The organism is Burkholderia sp. MSMB1459WGS (assembly GCF_001534535.1).
Taxonomy (GTDB): domain Bacteria; phylum Pseudomonadota; class Gammaproteobacteria; order Burkholderiales; family Burkholderiaceae; genus Burkholderia.
In genome coordinates this window covers 123,881-139,581 of sequence record NZ_LPMU01000061.1, presented here as the reverse complement: position 1 = coordinate 139,581, position 15,701 = coordinate 123,881, and the positions used below count along the sequence as shown (strand labels likewise).

Annotated in this window: 20 protein-coding genes and 1 tRNA gene; 12 read left to right on the top strand and 9 right to left on the bottom strand. The window is 67.5% G+C overall.

Annotated elements, in window-relative coordinates:
- Nucleotides 1-36: 36 nt before the first annotated feature.
- The 5 genes from WT97_RS23450 (at nt 37) to WT97_RS23430 (ending at nt 2,863) form a co-directional block, all read left to right on the top strand.
- Nucleotides 37-1,194 (top strand): ABC transporter substrate-binding protein, encoded by a 1,158-nt coding sequence (locus WT97_RS23450; protein ID WP_060354519.1) that lies wholly within the window; start codon nt 37-39, stop codon nt 1,192-1,194.
- A 95-nt stretch (nt 1,195-1,289) separates the two neighbouring features.
- Nucleotides 1,290-1,374, top strand: a tRNA-Leu gene (locus WT97_RS23445).
- Nucleotides 1,375-1,468: 94 nt separating this feature from the next.
- Nucleotides 1,469-2,188, top strand: a complete 720-nt coding sequence (locus WT97_RS23440) for a phage major capsid protein (protein WP_060354518.1) — start codon at nt 1,469-1,471, stop codon at nt 2,186-2,188.
- A gap of 274 nt (nt 2,189-2,462) precedes the next feature.
- Nucleotides 2,463-2,675: a hypothetical protein gene (locus WT97_RS34775; protein WP_060277932.1), complete on the top strand. Its 213-nt coding sequence runs from the start codon at nt 2,463-2,465 to the stop codon at nt 2,673-2,675.
- Nucleotides 2,672-2,863, top strand: coding sequence for a hypothetical protein (locus tag WT97_RS23430; RefSeq protein ID WP_060354517.1), 192 nt, complete (start codon nt 2,672-2,674; stop codon nt 2,861-2,863). Before WT97_RS34775 ends, WT97_RS23430 begins: the two co-directional genes overlap by 4 nt.
- A gap of 80 nt (nt 2,864-2,943) precedes the next feature.
- On the opposite strand, the gene WT97_RS23425 is transcribed toward WT97_RS23430, so the two are convergent.
- Entirely contained in the window at nt 2,944-3,303 is a 360-nt protein-coding gene (locus tag WT97_RS23425) for a hypothetical protein (protein WP_060354516.1), read from the bottom strand.
- A 226-nt stretch (nt 3,304-3,529) separates the two neighbouring features.
- On the opposite strand from WT97_RS23425, the gene WT97_RS23420 reads away from it, so the two are divergent.
- Nucleotides 3,530-4,060: a YfbU family protein gene (locus WT97_RS23420; RefSeq protein WP_060354515.1), complete on the top strand. Its 531-nt coding sequence runs from the start codon at nt 3,530-3,532 to the stop codon at nt 4,058-4,060.
- 84 nt (nt 4,061-4,144) lie between these two features.
- Here the strand turns inward: WT97_RS23420 and WT97_RS34290 are convergent, their stop codons facing one another.
- Together WT97_RS34290 and WT97_RS23415 are read right to left on the bottom strand one after the other, a co-directional pair.
- On the bottom strand, nt 4,145-4,375 hold the full coding sequence (locus tag WT97_RS34290; RefSeq protein WP_156440315.1) for a hypothetical protein: 231 nt from the start codon (nt 4,373-4,375) through the stop codon (nt 4,145-4,147).
- A 139-nt stretch (nt 4,376-4,514) separates the two neighbouring features.
- The gene (locus tag WT97_RS23415) at nt 4,515-5,417 is read right to left on the bottom strand and encodes a LysR family transcriptional regulator (RefSeq protein WP_059504764.1); all 903 of its coding nucleotides are present in this window, start codon (nt 5,415-5,417) and stop codon (nt 4,515-4,517) included.
- Nucleotides 5,418-5,537: 120 nt separating this feature from the next.
- Here WT97_RS23415 and WT97_RS23410 point away from each other — a divergent pair, with 120 nt between their 5' ends.
- A complete protein-coding gene (locus WT97_RS23410; protein WP_059795783.1) occupies nt 5,538-6,275 on the top strand; it encodes an SDR family oxidoreductase in 738 nt (245 codons plus the stop codon).
- Nucleotides 6,276-6,319: 44 nt separating this feature from the next.
- Nucleotides 6,320-7,219: an SDR family oxidoreductase gene (locus tag WT97_RS23405; RefSeq protein ID WP_060354514.1), complete on the top strand. Its 900-nt coding sequence runs from the start codon at nt 6,320-6,322 to the stop codon at nt 7,217-7,219.
- A 35-nt stretch (nt 7,220-7,254) separates the two neighbouring features.
- On the opposite strand, the gene WT97_RS23400 is transcribed toward WT97_RS23405, so the two are convergent.
- A complete protein-coding gene (locus tag WT97_RS23400) occupies nt 7,255-8,145 on the bottom strand; it encodes an alpha/beta fold hydrolase (protein WP_059504883.1) in 891 nt (296 codons plus the stop codon).
- A gap of 112 nt (nt 8,146-8,257) precedes the next feature.
- Here WT97_RS23400 and WT97_RS23395 point away from each other — a divergent pair, with 112 nt between their 5' ends.
- A complete protein-coding gene (locus tag WT97_RS23395; protein ID WP_059795781.1) occupies nt 8,258-9,145 on the top strand; it encodes a LysR family transcriptional regulator in 888 nt (295 codons plus the stop codon).
- Nucleotides 9,146-9,253: 108 nt separating this feature from the next.
- On the opposite strand, the gene WT97_RS23390 is transcribed toward WT97_RS23395, so the two are convergent.
- The 4 genes from WT97_RS23390 to copC all read right to left on the bottom strand — a co-directional run bounded on the left by WT97_RS23390 (nt 9,254) and on the right by copC (nt 12,263).
- Nucleotides 9,254-10,183, bottom strand: a complete 930-nt coding sequence (locus WT97_RS23390; RefSeq protein WP_059795779.1) for a LysR family transcriptional regulator — start codon at nt 10,181-10,183, stop codon at nt 9,254-9,256.
- Between the two features lie 187 nt (nt 10,184-10,370).
- Complete coding sequence (locus WT97_RS23385; protein ID WP_060354513.1) at nt 10,371-11,144, bottom strand: SDR family oxidoreductase; 774 nt, start codon at nt 11,142-11,144, stop codon at nt 10,371-10,373.
- A gap of 179 nt (nt 11,145-11,323) precedes the next feature.
- Nucleotides 11,324-11,824 carry a DinB family protein gene (locus WT97_RS23380; RefSeq protein WP_059504754.1) on the bottom strand — a complete coding sequence of 167 codons (501 nt, stop codon included), beginning with the start codon at nt 11,822-11,824 and terminating at the stop codon, nt 11,324-11,326.
- Nucleotides 11,825-11,888: 64 nt separating this feature from the next.
- Nucleotides 11,889-12,263: a copper homeostasis periplasmic binding protein CopC gene (copC, locus tag WT97_RS23375; RefSeq protein ID WP_059504752.1), complete on the bottom strand. Its 375-nt coding sequence runs from the start codon at nt 12,261-12,263 to the stop codon at nt 11,889-11,891.
- 112 nt (nt 12,264-12,375) lie between these two features.
- Here copC and WT97_RS23370 point away from each other — a divergent pair, with 112 nt between their 5' ends.
- Nucleotides 12,376-13,092, top strand: coding sequence for a pseudouridine synthase (locus WT97_RS23370; protein WP_059795777.1), 717 nt, complete (start codon nt 12,376-12,378; stop codon nt 13,090-13,092).
- 105 nt (nt 13,093-13,197) lie between these two features.
- A complete protein-coding gene (locus WT97_RS23365) occupies nt 13,198-13,386 on the top strand; it encodes a hypothetical protein (RefSeq protein WP_059504749.1) in 189 nt (62 codons plus the stop codon).
- Here WT97_RS23365 and WT97_RS23360 read toward each other — a convergent pair.
- Nucleotides 13,369-14,406, bottom strand: coding sequence for an NAD-dependent epimerase/dehydratase family protein (locus WT97_RS23360; RefSeq protein WP_060354512.1), 1,038 nt, complete (start codon nt 14,404-14,406; stop codon nt 13,369-13,371). The genes WT97_RS23365 and WT97_RS23360 overlap by 18 nt on opposite strands.
- Nucleotides 14,407-14,513: 107 nt before the next feature.
- Here WT97_RS23360 and WT97_RS23355 point away from each other — a divergent pair, with 107 nt between their 5' ends.
- Nucleotides 14,514-15,545, top strand: coding sequence for a CDP-6-deoxy-delta-3,4-glucoseen reductase (locus WT97_RS23355; protein WP_059504744.1), 1,032 nt, complete (start codon nt 14,514-14,516; stop codon nt 15,543-15,545).
- Nucleotides 15,546-15,701 lie beyond the last annotated feature (156 nt).

Sequence of the window (15,701 nt, the reverse complement as noted above, 5' to 3'; positions counted from 1 at the left end):
CCCTTTTCGTTGCCCGACGGAAATGGAGATTCCCGCATGACGCTTCCCGCCCTGTTGCGCCGCGCCGCCGGCGCCGCCCTCCTGCTCGCCTGCGCGGCCGCGCATGCCGACCTGAAGGTCGGCGTCGACCTGTCGTCGACCGGCCCGGCCGCCGCGATCGGCATCACGAGCAAGAACGCGATCCTGATGTGGCCGAAGACGATCGCCGGGCAACCCGTGCAGGTCACGGTGCTCGACGACGCCTCCGACCCGGGCACCGCGGTGCGCAACATCCGCAAGCTGGTGGACGAGGATCACGTCGACGTCGTGGTCGGGCCGAACATCACGCCGGCCGCGCTCGCGGCGCTTGACGCGGTGGCGGCCGCACAGACGCCGATGATCACGCTGGTCGGCTCGGGTGCGATCGTCGAGCCGCAGGAAGGCGCGCGGACCTGGGCGTTCAAGATGGCGCAGAGCGACCGCGCGATGGCCGACGTGATGACGCGCTACATGGCCAACCACGGCGTGAAGACGGTCGGCTTCATCGGCTTCGCGGACAGCTACGGCGACAGCTGGCTCAACGAATTCACGCGCTTCGCGGATCTGCGCAAGATCCGCGTGGTCGCGACCGAGCGCTTCAATCGCACCGACGCGAGCGTCACGGGCCAGGCGCTGAAGCTGATCGCGGCGAAACCCGATGCGATCCTGATCGCCGGCTCCGGCACGCCGGCCGTGCTGCCGCAGCGCACGCTGATCGAGCGCGGCTACAAGGGTGCGGTCTACCAGACCCACGGGATCGCGACGCCGGAATTCATCAAGCTCGGCGGCAAGGACGTCGACGGCACGCTGTTCCCGACCCAGCCGGTGGTCGTCGCGCGCACGCTGCCGGCCGACCACCCGGCCCGCCGCGCCGCGCTCGCGTTCGTCGATGCGTACGACGCGAAATACGGCGCCGGCACCGTCACGCAGTTCGCGGGCGATGCGGCGGGCGTCTATCCGCGCCTCGCCGACGCGGTCGGCCGCGCGCTGAAGGCCGCGCAGCCCGGCACGCCCGCGTTCCGCGCGGCGCTGCGGCGCGAACTCGAACGCGCGCACGAGCTCGTCGTGCCGAACGGCGTCGTCAATACGAGCGACAAGGATCACGTGGGGCTCGACCAGCGCGCGAGCGTGATGGGGATCGTGAAACAGGGCCGCTTCGTCTATCTGAGCCAGTGACTTGTAGGCCGGATGCCGGGTAGCTTGCCCGGCGCCCGGATTTCCGCCATAATCCGCGTTTCGCCGCGCACCACCGCATGCGCGGCCACGATCAAGCCCAGGTGGTGAAATTGGTAGACGCAGGGGACTCAAAATCCCCCGCCGCAAGGCGTGCCGGTTCGATTCCGGCCCTGGGCACCAGTACATTGTTTTCGGAAGTTCACCGAAGTCCACAAACCCGCGACAGCACAAGGCTTCGCGGGTTTTTTTATTCCACCGAGGTTCACGGTGGTGCATGGACAAGAGCGTGAGCATTGCCGCCGTGGACGAGTTGCCGGAACCGGCATGGCGTAACGAGAATGCCCCGGTTGCAATCGGTGGCCCGGCGTTCCGCGCAGTGACGGCCACGCCGCGCAGCATCGCAATCGCGGTGCCGATCAGTCGCGAGTTGCTGGCCGATGCCGTGGATATGAACCGCGCCGTGACGCTCGCTCTTGCAATGGCGTTCTCGAAGGCATTCGACCGCGCCGCGCTCGTGGGCTCCGGCAAGGTTCCCGAGCCGCTTGGCCTGTACGGCATGGACAGCGTGAAGAAGATCCAGCAGATCGGCGCGAAGTTCAGCTATGCCGACATGCTGGCCGCGTATCAAGCACAAACGGAGGCCGACGCGCCCGCGCCTACGTCCATCATCATGGCCCCGCGGACGTTGGTAGGCCTTGCCGGTCTGGTCGATTCAACCGGCCAACCGCTCAACGCTCCGGCGCTGCTGGATGGCGTGACGCGCCGCACGAGCGTTGGCGTTCCGACCAACTTGGGCGATGGCGCGAACAAGTCGTTGGCGTTTATCGGCAATTTCAACACGGTGCAATTCGTGCTGCGCGAAAACTTCAACGTTCGCCTGTTGCAAGAAACGGCAAGCTCGAACGGTCAACTCGTGTTCCTGTGTCATGCACGTTTCGACGTGGTTGCGCAGTATCCGGACGCGATCACCGTGATTGAGGGCGTTACGAGCTAAGGCGCACCGGCAGCGCGCTGCCAGCCCGTGATACACACGCGCGGCGGCGCGCATTCCAAGGGGGCCGGGGGCGTCAAAACTTCCGGCCCCTTTTTCGTCTAGACCGACCGCTCCCGCATGCGCAGAAAATTTCCCCCTTTTTATAGGAATTCAGCAAATGGCAGGTGTCAAAGGCCGCTCCGGCGGGCCGCGAGCCAATAGCGGCGGGGCTCGGCCAAGCGCGGGGCGACCCAAAAAAGTTCAGCCGCCCCCTACTCCGCTAGAGGGGCGTGACATGCTCCAGCTACTCCAAGATATCGCGCTCGGCCGCGTAGAAGCTACAGCGCTTCAGGTGCGCGCAGCAATCGCGGCGGTGCAGTACACACACGCAAAGAAGGGCGAGCAGGGCAAGAAGGAACAGCAGGCCGACGCGGCGAAGGTAGCAGCGTCGAAGTTCGGCGCACCGCCGCCGCCAAAGCTGGCGGCGGCGGGAGGTAAGCGCGTATGACGCCGAAGCGACCGACCGCCTGCAACGCATGGCAGGAAATCCCGAAGACCGACGACCCGCGCGAGTTTCTGGCGTCGGTAATGGCCCACCCCGGCATTGCAATGGAGGATCGCATCGAGGCCGCGAAAGCCCTGATGCCCTACTATCACGAGCCACTGTCCAGCGAAGACGACAGGCACGAACTCTGACCGCACATACTGTCGACGCGCACCATATTCACTCACACGAAGAGCCTGCCGGAGCAATCCAAGCGGGCTCTTTTACTTTGTTAGTGCGTCGCTTTGGTGATGGATCTCACTTTCGGCAGGTATGTCACCACCGTATGCGATTGATCGTCCCCATTTTGAACAACCGTCGTAACGTTGTTGCCGGAGCCGCTGAGCTTTCCGCCGCTCAAATCCAGCGATACCTCGAAGCTCCCACCGTCAGCGTATTGACCGCGGACAATCCGCGTACTCCCCTCAACGGTGAGCGAGAGCGCGGTAACTTCAAGAAGGTTGACGCGGATATCAGTAACCGGAAGTGCAGGATCAAAGTTTACCGGCTTGTCCGAGCTGATAGTAGTCGTGCCGTCTTTGTCGACCGATACCTGCTTTTCACCATCGCCCCGAAACGTATATTCACCCATTTACCACCTCTATAGATTGGATCGGTAAGCATTACGTAAATCGGCCCATTCGGCAAGCATGGCGCCGTGGCAACGGAGCCGGTATGAGGTCAGCTAAACCCTCCCCCTTCGTACGGAGCATGCGCTCACGTCACAAAAGCCCGAGCCATCCATTCGGGTGACACCTCTTCAACACACGTGTAACGAGCAAACTCTATAATTTGCCATCCACCAACGGAGGTAGACCATGAAAATGACGAATGCTGAAAAACTGATGACCTTTATGCTCGCTGAGATTCTGGAGGGCCTCAAAACCAAGGGCGAAATTGATCCCAAGTTCGTGAAGGAAGCAATTTTCCACGATCATCTTTGGGGTTTGGAGTGGAAGTACCAAGGTATTTTTGGCGATTCCCTTGAACCGACGCCGGAGCCGGTCAAATTTGTTATAGATGTGTTGGACATGTGGTCGTTTATCGAACGCGGGTACAAGGGGTTGTCCGCTGGCGATAAGGCGCGCGTCGATGCGGAAGTTCCGTACGGCATTAGCAGCTTTGAAGGCTTCGACGGAAATAACGAGACCGAATATATGTCGATCGCCCGTTTTTTCGTGGAAGAACTGGACCGCTTCACCGAGTTCAAGGGCAGAGAATTCAATTCGCACATGCCTAGCATCGCTCGCTATCGTGCAATGTTGGCAGTCTTCGAACCGATTCGCAAAAATCTCCGAGAACCGCGTCATTTGAACGCCGACGAACTTATCAAGATCGGGAAGCGTTGACGCGAAACGATATGGGGGCAACTATGGGCGCAACTCTATAGCGCACCCCGAGCGACTCCCTTACACAACGGGCCTTACATAGAATTATTTCATTCCGGCCCTGGCACCAGTATTTCGCAGCGTCCGCGCTGCAACCGTCGAAACCCGCGCAAGCTCGCCGCTTCGCGGGTTTTTTGTTTTTGGCCGCATCGCCGCGACAGGCGTTCCGCCCGGCAGTCCAAGCATCAGGGAGATGCCGATCACGGAGGCCGCGTCCACGCGCAAGATTTCACGCCGAATCTGCCGCGCCGTGCTCGCCACCGGGCTGGCGCTCATGCTCGGCGGTTTGCGACATACCGAGCGCGCCGCCCGTACCCGACTGGCCCGGGCCGCATGCGCCCTATCCGTTCCCGGACAACCTTCCCCATCGCACCGAATGACCTGACGGCAGCCCTTCGTCGTGCAGCCACCTCACTCAGGCCATCAGCTCGCGGACGAAGTCGAGAAACACCCTCACCTTCGCCGAAACGAGATTCGACGCGTGGTGATACGCGTAAAGCGGGAAAGTCTCGTCCGCCCACTCGGGCAACAACTGCACCAACCGCCCGTCGGCCAGGACGTCCCGCGCATAGAGCTCCAGCAGCTGCGCGATGCCGACGCCGCCCAGGCACGCGCCGAGCAGCCCGCCCGTATCGTTGACCGTCAGCCTGCCGGCGGCGTCGACCGGCACGACTTCCTTGCCGCGATGAAATTCCCATTCGTACGGCCGCCCCGTCACCGGATTGCGGATCAGCACGCACCGGTGACCGTCCGCGAGATCCCGCGGGTGCCGCGGTTCGCCATGACGCGCGACGTAGGCCGCCGACGCGCAGGTCAGCACGCGCGTCTCGACCAGCAGGCGCGCCCGATATGACGACGGCTCCGGGATGCCGAAGCGCACGGCCACGTCGAAGCCGTCGGCGACGAGGTCGCCCATCCGGTCGCGCACGCTGATCTCGACCGACAGGTCCGGAAAGCGGTCGAGAAATTCCGTCATCCGCGGCGCCAGCACGTAGTGACCGAACGTGCCGTCCACGTTGACCCGCAATCGGCCCCTCACGCGTGCCTTCGACCGGCCGGCGTCGAGCGCCGCCTCCTCGATGCCGGCCAGCAGCGGCGCGACCGCCTCGTAAAAGCGGCGTCCTTCGTCGGTCAACGTGATCGCGCGCGCCGTCCGGTTGAAGATCCGGATGCCGACGCGCTGTTCCAGCCGGGCGACGGCGCGGCTCACCGCCGGTTGAGTCAGTCCCATCGCCTCGCCCGCGCGCGCGAAGGTGCCGGCCTCGATCACCGCGGAGAGCACCCCGATACCGCTGAGCAGCCTGCTGTCGAATCCCATGAGACGTACTTTCAGTCATTCATTGACTGATCATTATTCATTATTTTTATTTATCGAGGAAGCCTACAGTTGTCCTGTCGCCGGATCGAACGGCATTCATCCATTCACCAGGAGCAGAACATGAGCACATCGGAACAGGTCGCCCTCGTCACGGGTTCGTCGCGCGGCATCGGCGCGGAAATCGCGCGCCAGCTCGCCCGGGACGGTTTCCGGGTCGTCGTCAACTATGCCGGCAGCGCCGGCCCGGCCCGCGACGTGGTCGATGCGATCGTCGCCGACGGCGGCCGTGCCGTCGCGGTGCAGGCGAACGTCGCCGACCCGGCGGCCGTGGCCGCGCTGTTCGACGCCGCCCGCGATGCATTCGGCGGCATCGACGTGGTGGTCAATTCAGCGGGCGTGATGAAGCTGGCGGCGATCGCCGACTGCGACGACGCGCTGTTCGACGAAACGATCGCCATCAACGTGAAAGGCACGTTCAACGTATGCCGCGAAGCGGCAAACCGGGTGCGCGACGGGGGACGCATCATCAACCTGTCGACCAGCGTGATCGGCATGCGCATGCCGACTTACGGCGTGTACGTCGCGAGCAAGGCGGCGGTCGAAAGCCTCACGCAGGTGCTCGCGCAGGAAATGCGCGGGCGCGGCGTCCGCGTGAACGCCGTCGCGCCGGGGCCGGTCGCGACCGAGTTGTTCCTGCAGGGCAAGAGCGCCGAACTCGTCGAGCGGCTCGCGAAGCTGAACCCGCTCGAGCGGCTCGGCCAGCCCGACGACATCGCGCGCGTCGTCGCGTTCCTCGCCGGCCCGGACGGCGCGTGGATCAACGGCCAGATCCTGCGCGCCAACGGCGGCATGTGCTGACGGACCGCCCGCCGCCCACTCGTCTTTCCGCCAGGAGATCGCTCATGAAGGAAGTCATCCTCGTCACCGGCGCGTCCAGCGGCTTCGGCCTGCTGACGGCCCAGGCGCTCGCCCGCGCCGGTCACACGGTCTACGCATCGATGCGCGAGAGCGCCGGGCGCAACGCGTCGCGCGTCGCCGCCGTCGCCGCCTATGCGCAAGAACACGGCGTCGACCTGCGCAGCCTCGAGCTCGACGTCGGCGACGATGCCTCGGTCGACGCCGCAATCGATCGCGTGATCGCCGACGACGGCCGTCTGGACGTCGTCGTCCACAACGCCGGCCACATGGTGTTCGGGCCGGCCGAAGCGTTCACGCCCGAACAGCTCGCGCAGCTCTACGACGTCAACGTCGTGTCGACCCAGCGCGTGAACCGCGCGGCGCTGCCGCACCTGCGCCGCCAGGGCCGCGGCCTGCTCGTCTGGGTGTCGTCCTCGTCGGCGCGCGGCGGCACCCCGCCGTTCCTCGCGCCCTACTTCGCCGCGAAAGCCGCGATGGACTCGCTCGCGGTGTCCTACGCGGCCGAACTCGCGCGCTGGGGCATCGAAACGTCGATCGTCGTGCCGGGCGCGTTCACCCGGGGCACGAATCACTTCCTCCACGCGGGCAAGCCGGTCGATACCGTCGTACAGGCCGCGTACGACAGTGGGCCGTACGCGGGCGTCGCCGATCAGGCATTGAAGGGCCTCGCCGCGCTCGAGCCGGCGGACGCCGATGCGGGCGCCGTCGCCACGGCGATTGCCGCGCTCGTCGCGGCGCCGGCCGGCAAGCGCCCCTACCGCGTGTTCGTCGACCCGTCGCAGGACGGCGCCGAAGAAGTGTTCCGCGTCGGCGATCGCATCCGCCGCGAGATGTTCAGAAACATCGGCCTCGCCGACCTGCTCGCGCCGCGCGTGCACGACTGATCCTTCCCGCGCCGGGTCGGGCCGGCCGGCGCGCGTCACCCCCGCTCGCAGAACCCGAGAATCGCGTCCGCGACCGCCGCCGCGGATTCGCGCTGCGGGAAGTGCCCGACGCCGTCGAGCACCTGCCGCTCGTACCGTCCGGCGAAGAACCGCTCGCGCCCGGCCGAGCTGTCCGGATGATTGCAGGCGTCCGCGCCGCCGTGCAGCACGAGCGTCGGCACCGCCAGCACGGGCGCCGGGTTCAGCCGCGCGTCGTCGTCCGCATAGGCCGGCGTGCCCGGCGCGAAGCCCCAGCGCTGCCGGTACGAATGCAGCACGACGTCGATCCAGTCGGGTCCGTCGAACGCAGCGGCCGCCGCGTCGAAATCGCCGTCGCGATACCAGCCCGGCGGCGACCACGTATCCCACATCAGGCGCGCGAACGCACGGCGGTCGTCGCGCAGCGCCTGCTCGCCGCGCGGCGTCGCCATGAACCAGTGATACCAGTAGTTGCGCGCCTGCTGCAGCGACAGCGGCTGAGCGGGATCGTTGGTGCCGTACCCGACCGACAGCATCACGAGATGCGAGGCGGCCCCTCCGCGCAGCCCGCAGGCGTTCGCGGCCGCGCGGGCGCCCCAGTCGTGCCCGACCAGCACGGGCCGCTCGATACCGAGCGCGTCGACGAATTCGAGCAGGTCGCGCCCGAGCGCCGCGAGCTGGCCGCTGCGCGGCACGGACGCGTCGCGAAAGCGCGTGGGCGCAAAACCGCGCAATGCGGGCGCGAGCACGCGGTAGCCGCGCGGGACGAGTGCCGCCGCCACCGCCTCCCAACCGACCGGACTGTCCGGCCAGCCGTGCAGCAGCACGGCGACGCGTTCGCCACGCGGGTTCCATTCGAGATAGGCAATGTCGAGCGACGCAGTCGTCGCATGCGCATAGGTCGTCATCGGGTCCTCCATCAGGTCAAGGTCGGCATGAACGTACGATGGTAGGCCGGCCTTTCATCATGATTCGCGGAGTATCATGATTTACTCTTCAAATATCGCGTTGAATCGATCCATGGAACCGCCGACCGACCCCGCATCGACCGCGCTCGACATCGCGCTGCTGCGCACCTTTCTCGAAGTGGTCGACAGCCGCGGATTCGCCCCGGCCGCCGAGCGCCTCGCGCTGACGCCGTCCGCCGTCAGCGGCCACATCAAGCGGCTGGAACAGGCGGCCGGCACCGTGCTGCTCGCGCGCACGACACGCCGTATCGCGCTGACGCCGGCCGGCGACACGCTGTATGCGTACGCGCGCAACATCGTCGACATGGAGCGCGAAGTGCGCGCGCGGCTGCGCGGCGCGCCGGCGCACGGGCCGCTGCGGGTCGGCGCGTCGGAGGATTTCGCGGGCACGTGGCTGCCGCAGGTGCTGCGCACGTTCCGCGACAGCCATCCGCGCACCTCGATCGAACTGAAGGTCGGCATCACCGCGTCGCTGTTGCGGGAGCAATCCCTGGGCCGGCTCGACGTCGTGTTCGGCAAGCAGTGCCGACAGGTCGACACGCCCGGCGAACTGCTGTGGGAGGAGCCGCTCGTGTGGGCATTCGCGGCCGATACGGCGCTCGACGCCGAAGAAGGCGTGCCGCTCGCGCTGTTTCCGGAGCCGTGCGTGTATCGGCAAGCCGCGGTTTCCGCGCTCGCCGCGGCGCTGCGGCCGTTTCGCGTGCTGTTCGAAAGCGGGAGCATGGCCGGCTGCATGTCGGCCGCGCTCGCCGGTTTCGCAGTCACGGCGCTCGCGCGCAGCCAGTTGCGCGACGGCCTGCGCGAATGCGGGCCGCACGACGGCCTGCCGGCGCTGCCGGCCGCACGCTTTTACGCATTCGCGTCGAAACCCGCGGGCGTCGGCGCCGCACTGGTCGACGCGGTACGGGCCACCGGGCGCACCCGGCAGTTCGCCGCTTGAGCATGCGCGGCGCAGTCGCCGCACGGCCGCAGCGCGCCGATGCCGATCGGCCGCACCCCGAGCCGGCGAACGGCGGGACGGCCCGCGGATACCGGCACGATGCCGCCTTCAGTCGCCGCTGCCGCTCGCGCCTGCGTCGTTCAACGCATCGGCCATCAACTCGCCGAACCACTCGATGAACGCGTTGAGCCGCCTCGAGCGATGCCGGCGGTGCGGATACACGGCCGCCACGTCCATCGGCTCGGCGCGGTGGCCGGGCATCACGTCGACGAGTGCGCCGCTTGCCAGCAGATGCTCGACGTCGAAGCGCGGAATCTGGATCAGCCCCATTCCCGCGATGCAGCTGGCGATATAGGTTTCGGCGTTGTTGACGATCACGCGGCTCGGCAGCGTCAGCTCGTGCCGCTGTCCGTCCGCGCAGTATTCCCAGCCGAGCTCGCGCCCCGTCGTCGGCGACGCATAGCCGATCGCCCAGTGCCCGTGCGCGAGCGCATCCGGATGCTCGGGCACGCCGCATTCGCGCAGGTAGTCGGGGCTCGCGCAGTTGATCAGCGCGAACTGCCCGAGCGGCCGCACGACGAGACTGCTGTCCGCGAGCCGCCCGACGCGGATCGCGCAATCGACACCCTCCTGCACGAGGTCGATCGTGCGATCCGTCGAGCCGAGCGACAGTTGCAGCTTCGGGTGGCGACGAAACAGCGACGGCAGCGCGGGCGCCACGACGCGGCGCGCGATCCGGCTCGGCACGTCGACGTTCAGCCGCCCGACCACGTCGCGGTCGCGACGCCGAAACAGGCGGTCGAGTTCGTCGGCTTCCGCGAGCAGGCGCCGGCCGCGTTCGAGCAGCAGCGCGCCGTCGGCGGTCAGCTGCACCTGGCGCGTCGTGCGGTGCAACAGGCGCGTGCCGAGCGCCGTCTCGAGCTGCTGGACGGCCGCCGACACGGTCGCGCGCGGAACGTCGAGCGCATGCGCGGCCTTGATGAAGCTGCCCATCTCGACAACCTGCAGGAAGATCCTGACCTGATCCAGCTTGTCCATCGGCGGGAAACCCGGGTTCGAACGGTCGCCGCCGCCGGCTGCCGCGCATCGCGGCCGGCTTCGGCGACACAAGGAAAAACGGGCGCGCGGCCTCGTGACCGCGCGCCCGTCCATTGTCCATGCAAACGCGCCATTGCGGGGCGCCGGTGCCGCTACGGCCGCCGGCACGGCCCGTGAGCGGCCCCGGTTACTTGGTCGTATAGCCGCCGTTGATCAGGATCGTCTGGCCCGTGATCCACCAGCCATCGGTCACGAGATGGCGGATGAACGGCACGACGTCCTCGATGTCGGTCAGCCCCGTCTTGCTGAACGGCGACAGCGCGGCGGCCGTCTTGTGGTACGCGACCGCATCGGCGCCTTCGGCCGGATAGAAGAACGGCGTGTCCATCGGGCCCGGCCCGACGGCCGTCACCGAGATGCCGCGCGCGCCGTATTCCTTCGACGCCGCGCGCGTGAAGTGCTCGACCGGCGCCTTCGACCCTTCGTACGCCGCGTAGAACGGCGTGAACGCGCCGAGCAGCGACGTCACGAGCGTGACGAGCTTGCCGTGATCCTCGAGGTGCCGCCCGGCTTCCTTGATGAAGAAGAACGCCGACTTGCTGTTGACCGCGAACATCTCGTCGTACTCGGCTTCGCTGATCTCGGTGAACGGCTTCTTCAGCACCTTGCCGACCGTGTTGATCGCGATGTCGATCTTGCCGAAATGCTGTTTTGCGTCGTCGAACAGCTTCTCGACCGCCGCGGCCGTCGTCAGGTCGCCCTGGAACGTCGCGGCTTGCGCGCCAGCCGCCCGCACCGCGGCGGCCGTCTCCTCGGCCTGCGCCTGCGACGCCGCGCTGTTGTAGTGAATCGCCACCGCCTTCGCGCCGTGGCCTGCCAGATCGCGGGCGATCAGGCCGCCTAGATTCTTCGCGCCGCCTGCGATCAGGACGACCTTGTCTGCGAGCGTATGAGTTGCCACGGTTGACTCCTTTTTTCGGTGAACGAAGCTAGGAGTGTAGGCATGCACGAGCCGCCGGTCAGCCGGCCGCGGCTGGATGGATTATCCAGAAAACCGATCCAATCGAAGCCATGCAAGGTGGCCTGCCGCACCGACGGCGGGGCCGGATTCCGCGGTTGATTGCCCGGCCGCCGGCCGGCTCAGCGCGCGTGCAGCGCTGCGTCGATCTTGCCGAGCAGCCACTGCATGCCGGCCAGATGCTGCTGATCGTGGCTGCACAGGTAGTGGACGAGCCCGCGCACGGTCAGCGCACCGTAGCCCTCGAACTCGCCGGTACGCTCGAACTGTTCGGGCGTGAGGCGCGACAGCAGCTCCAGCGTCTCGCGCCGCGCGTCGCGAATCGCCGCGAGCACGTCGGACGCATACGCGTCGTTGTAGCGCCGCTCGATCGCGAGCGCGTCGCCATCGATCGAGACGAGCCGCGGCCGGTCTTCGTCGAGCATGCGGCGCAGCCGCACGTGATAGCCGTCGATCTCGATGTCGCGCACATGGCAGAGCTGCCCGAGCGGCGAGAAATGCTCGCTCGGCATGCCGGCCCAGTCGTCCGGGGTCCAGCGCGCATAGCCGTCGGGGACGGCCGCGAAATGCGCTTCGAGCTGGCGGGGGAAATCGGCGAGTGCGTCGAGCGTCGTCGGATTCATGCCGGAGACTCCTGTCGGATAAAGGCGGCGGCAATCCTGGCACGGGCTTGCCGCCGCCGTTGCGTCACTTCACGCCGAAGCCGTACGCGCCCTGCGTGCGATGCCCGTCGGTCGCGACGGCCGCCCACTTCACCGTATACGCGCCCGGGCCGAGCGCCGCGAGCGGCACCGTCATCCGCTTGCGGTTCGACGCGTCGATGCGCGCGCGGCCGCTCGACACCGTCTTGCCGTCGCCGTCGACGACGACGATCGAGCTGAATGCCGGCTCCAGCGGCTCGGTGAAGTCGATCGTGACGGCCGCCGGTGCGGCTGCCAGCGCGGCGCCCGCCGGCGGGTCGCTTTTCGCGAGATGCGCGTGCGCGAACGCGGTCGACGAAACGGTCGCGGCGACGATGACGGCGGCAGCACGGCGGCCGAACGGGAATGAATCGAAAGGCATGAGCGTTCCGTGAAGAATGAACGGGCGCCGCGCGCCGCGCAGCGTTCCGGCAGCTTACCAGCATGCGCGTCCATGCCGGCCCTGCGCCGGTGCTTGATAGAATGCGCGCGCTATGGATCTCGAAAGCATTCTCTACACCCAGGGCTTCGGCTCGCGCCGCCAGTGCCGCGGCCTGATCGAAGCAGGCCGCGTCGCCGTCGCGGGCGCGACCTCGACCGACCCGGACGCCACCTTCGATACCGACGGCCTCGTGTTCTCGGTCGACGATACGGCATGGCCGTTCCATGTGCGCGCATATCTTGCGCTCAACAAGCCGGCCGGCTACGAGTGTTCGCGCGATCCGCAGCACCATGCGAGCGTGTTCAGCCTGTTGCCCGCGCCGCTCGTCGCACGCGGCGTGCAGTGCGTCGGCCGGCTCGACCAGGACACGACCGGCCTGCTGCTGCTGTCCGACGACGGCCAGTTCGTGCACGCGTACACGTCGCCGAAGCGCAAGGTGCCGAAGACTTACGTCGCGACCGTACGCCACCCGCTCGACGACACGCAACTGCAGGCGCTGCGCACCGGCGTGCAATTGCATGGCCAGCCGAAGCCGATCGCGGCCGTCGCCGCCGCCGCCCGCGACACGCACGCGCTCGCGCTGACCGTGCTCGAAGGCAAGTACCACCAGGTCAAGCGGATGGTCGCGGCGGCGAGCAACCGCGTCGAGTCGCTGCATCGCGAAAGCATCGGCGGCTTCGCGCTGCCGGCCGACCTCGCACCCGGCGCATGGCGGTGGCTCGACGAAGCCGACCTTGCCGCGCTGCGCAATCCCGTCCAAACCCTGTAAGGGAAAATCCGCACGATCGTTCGGCATCCGGCCGCCCCTGCGCCGCAGGTTCCCCCGCTATACTGAAATCACAAGCTGCAAGAGCAGCGATGCAGGGGGGACGTCATGAACATCAACCATTCTTTCGAACTGTCGTCGGTGATGATCGCGTTCGCGGTCATCGGCGTCATCGCGATCGGCGGCCTGCTGGTCACGATGCATCTGAGGCACAAATATCATCCGAACTTGATCGGCGCGCTGATCGGTGCGCTGCTGTGCTTCCTGCTGATCGAGGCGTTACCGGCGCTCACCTGACGCGCTGCCCGGCGCGAGCGTTTGAAGGAAATCGTCTACGGTCGGATAGCGCAACGTCACGCACAATTCGGCTTTGAGCCGTGCGTTGGACAGGCGCCGCGACTCGCGCATGAACGACAGCAGCGTCGGCTCGAGCAGGCGCTCCGCGTCCGCGCGGCTGACGCGCGGCGGCCTCGGCAGGCCGAGCGCCTGCGCGACCCGGTCGAAATACTCCCCCATCCGCAGTTCGGTGTCGTCCGACGCGTGCACGACGCGCGCCGGCTTGCCGCGCTCGGCCGCGCGGCGCAGGATCGCCGCGAGATCGTCCGCGTGGATGTGGTTCGTGTACACGTCGTCGGCCGGCTCGAGCGCCGGCGTGCCGCGCTCGAGCCGCGCGAGCGGCAAGCGGTTCGCCGCATAGATGCCGGGAATGCGCACGATGCGCGCGGACAACGCGCCGCGCACCGTCGCCGCGCGCAGTTGCCGCTCGGCCGACACGCGCCGGAACGCGCGCGGATTCGCGGGGCGCAGCGGGTGCGTTTCGTCGATACGCGCGCCGCCGCAATCGCCGTAGACGCCCGTCGTACTGGCGTAGACGAGCCTCGGCGCGCGAAGACCGTCGGGTACAATACGCGCTGCCCGAACGGGCGCGCCGGCCTGTCGCGCCGCGCTGCGCAACGTTCGGAGCCGGCCGGCCGCCGGTGCCGGCGGCGCCGCCGGCCGACGCGCGGGCATGGACGTTGCGGCGATCAGCGCACGCGTGCGCCGGTCGTCGCGGCCGTCGGATTGCGGCGGCGCGAGATGCAGGATCGTGCGGGCGAGGCCCGCGAGGCGGCCGAGCGTCGCCGGGCGATCGAGATCGCCGACGATCGGCGTCGCGCCCACGGCGCGCAGTTCGTCGCGGCGGGTCGGGTGGCTCGTCAGCGCGAAGATGCGCAGATTGCGGCGCGCGTCACGCCATTGCGCGACGCAGCGCATGCCGACGTCGCCGCAGCCGACGACCAGTACGCGCGGCCGGCGCAGGATTCGTGTCGCGATCATGTTGGTTGCGGAATCAGTAGCCGCCGTTGCGCGACGCGCAACGGTTTTGCATTGTAGCTGCCGTGCGCGACACGCACGGTCCTCCCATTTTGTTCTAGTTTGGTTCTATGGCATTCAACGTCACTCTCAAGCAAAGCGGCCGGCAATTCCAGGTCGAGTCGGACGAAACCGTGCTGGCGGCCGCGCTGCGCCAGAACGTCCATCTGCCGTACGGCTGCAAGAACGGCGCGTGCGGCTCCTGCAAGGGCCAGATCGTGTCGGGCCAGATCGAACAAGGCCCGCACGCCGCGTCGGCGCTGTCCAACGACGAACGCACGCGCGGCCTCGCGCTGCTGTGCTGCTCGAAGGCGCAATGCGATCTCGAGATCGACGTGCGCGAGATCGCCGGCGTCGACGGCGTGCAGGTCAAGAAGCTGCCGTGCCGGATCGCCGCGCTCGAACGCAAGGCGGACGACGTGATGGTCGTGAAGCTGCAGTTGCCTGCCAACGAACGCCTGCAGTACCTCGCGGGCCAGTACGTCGAATTCATCCTGAAGGACGGCTCGCGCCGCAGCTACTCGATGGCGAACGCGCCGCACGAGGAAGGCCCGATCGAGCTGCACATCCGCCACATGCCGGGCGGCAAGTTCACCGACCACGTGTTCGGCGCGATGAAGGAGCGCGACATCCTGCGCTTCGAAGGCCCGCTCGGCACGTTCTTCCTGCGCGAGGACTCCGACAAGCCGATCGTGCTGCTCGCGTCGGGCACCGGCTTCGCGCCGATCAAGGCGATCATCGAGCACGTGAAGCACTCGGGCATCACGCGCCCGATGACGCTCTACTGGGGCGCGCGCCGCAAGAAGGACATCTACCTCGCCGAACTCGCCGAGCAGTGGGCGCGCGACATCCCGAACTTCAAGTACGTGCCGGTGCTCTCCGAGCCGGACGACGCCGACCAGTGGACGGGCCGCACGGGCTTCGTCCATCGCGCGGTGATCGAGGACCTGCCCGATCTGTCGGGCCATCAGGTGTACGCGTGCGGCGCGCCGGTGATGGTCGAATCCGCGCAGCGCGACTTCACGCAGCACCACGCGCTGCCGGCCGACGAGTTCTACGCGGACTCGTTTACGAGCGCCGCCGATCTCGCGCATCCGGTCTGAGCGCCGGGCGCGCCCGCGCCCCGCTGCGCACCGCCCGTGTCACATTCGTGGCATCGCGGCGGTTTACAGTGGGGCGCGGGATGCCTTATGCTTGCGCACATGAACCGCTTCCTGTCCGCTCTCCGACGTCGCCGCTCGCCGCTCCGCCCGGATGCC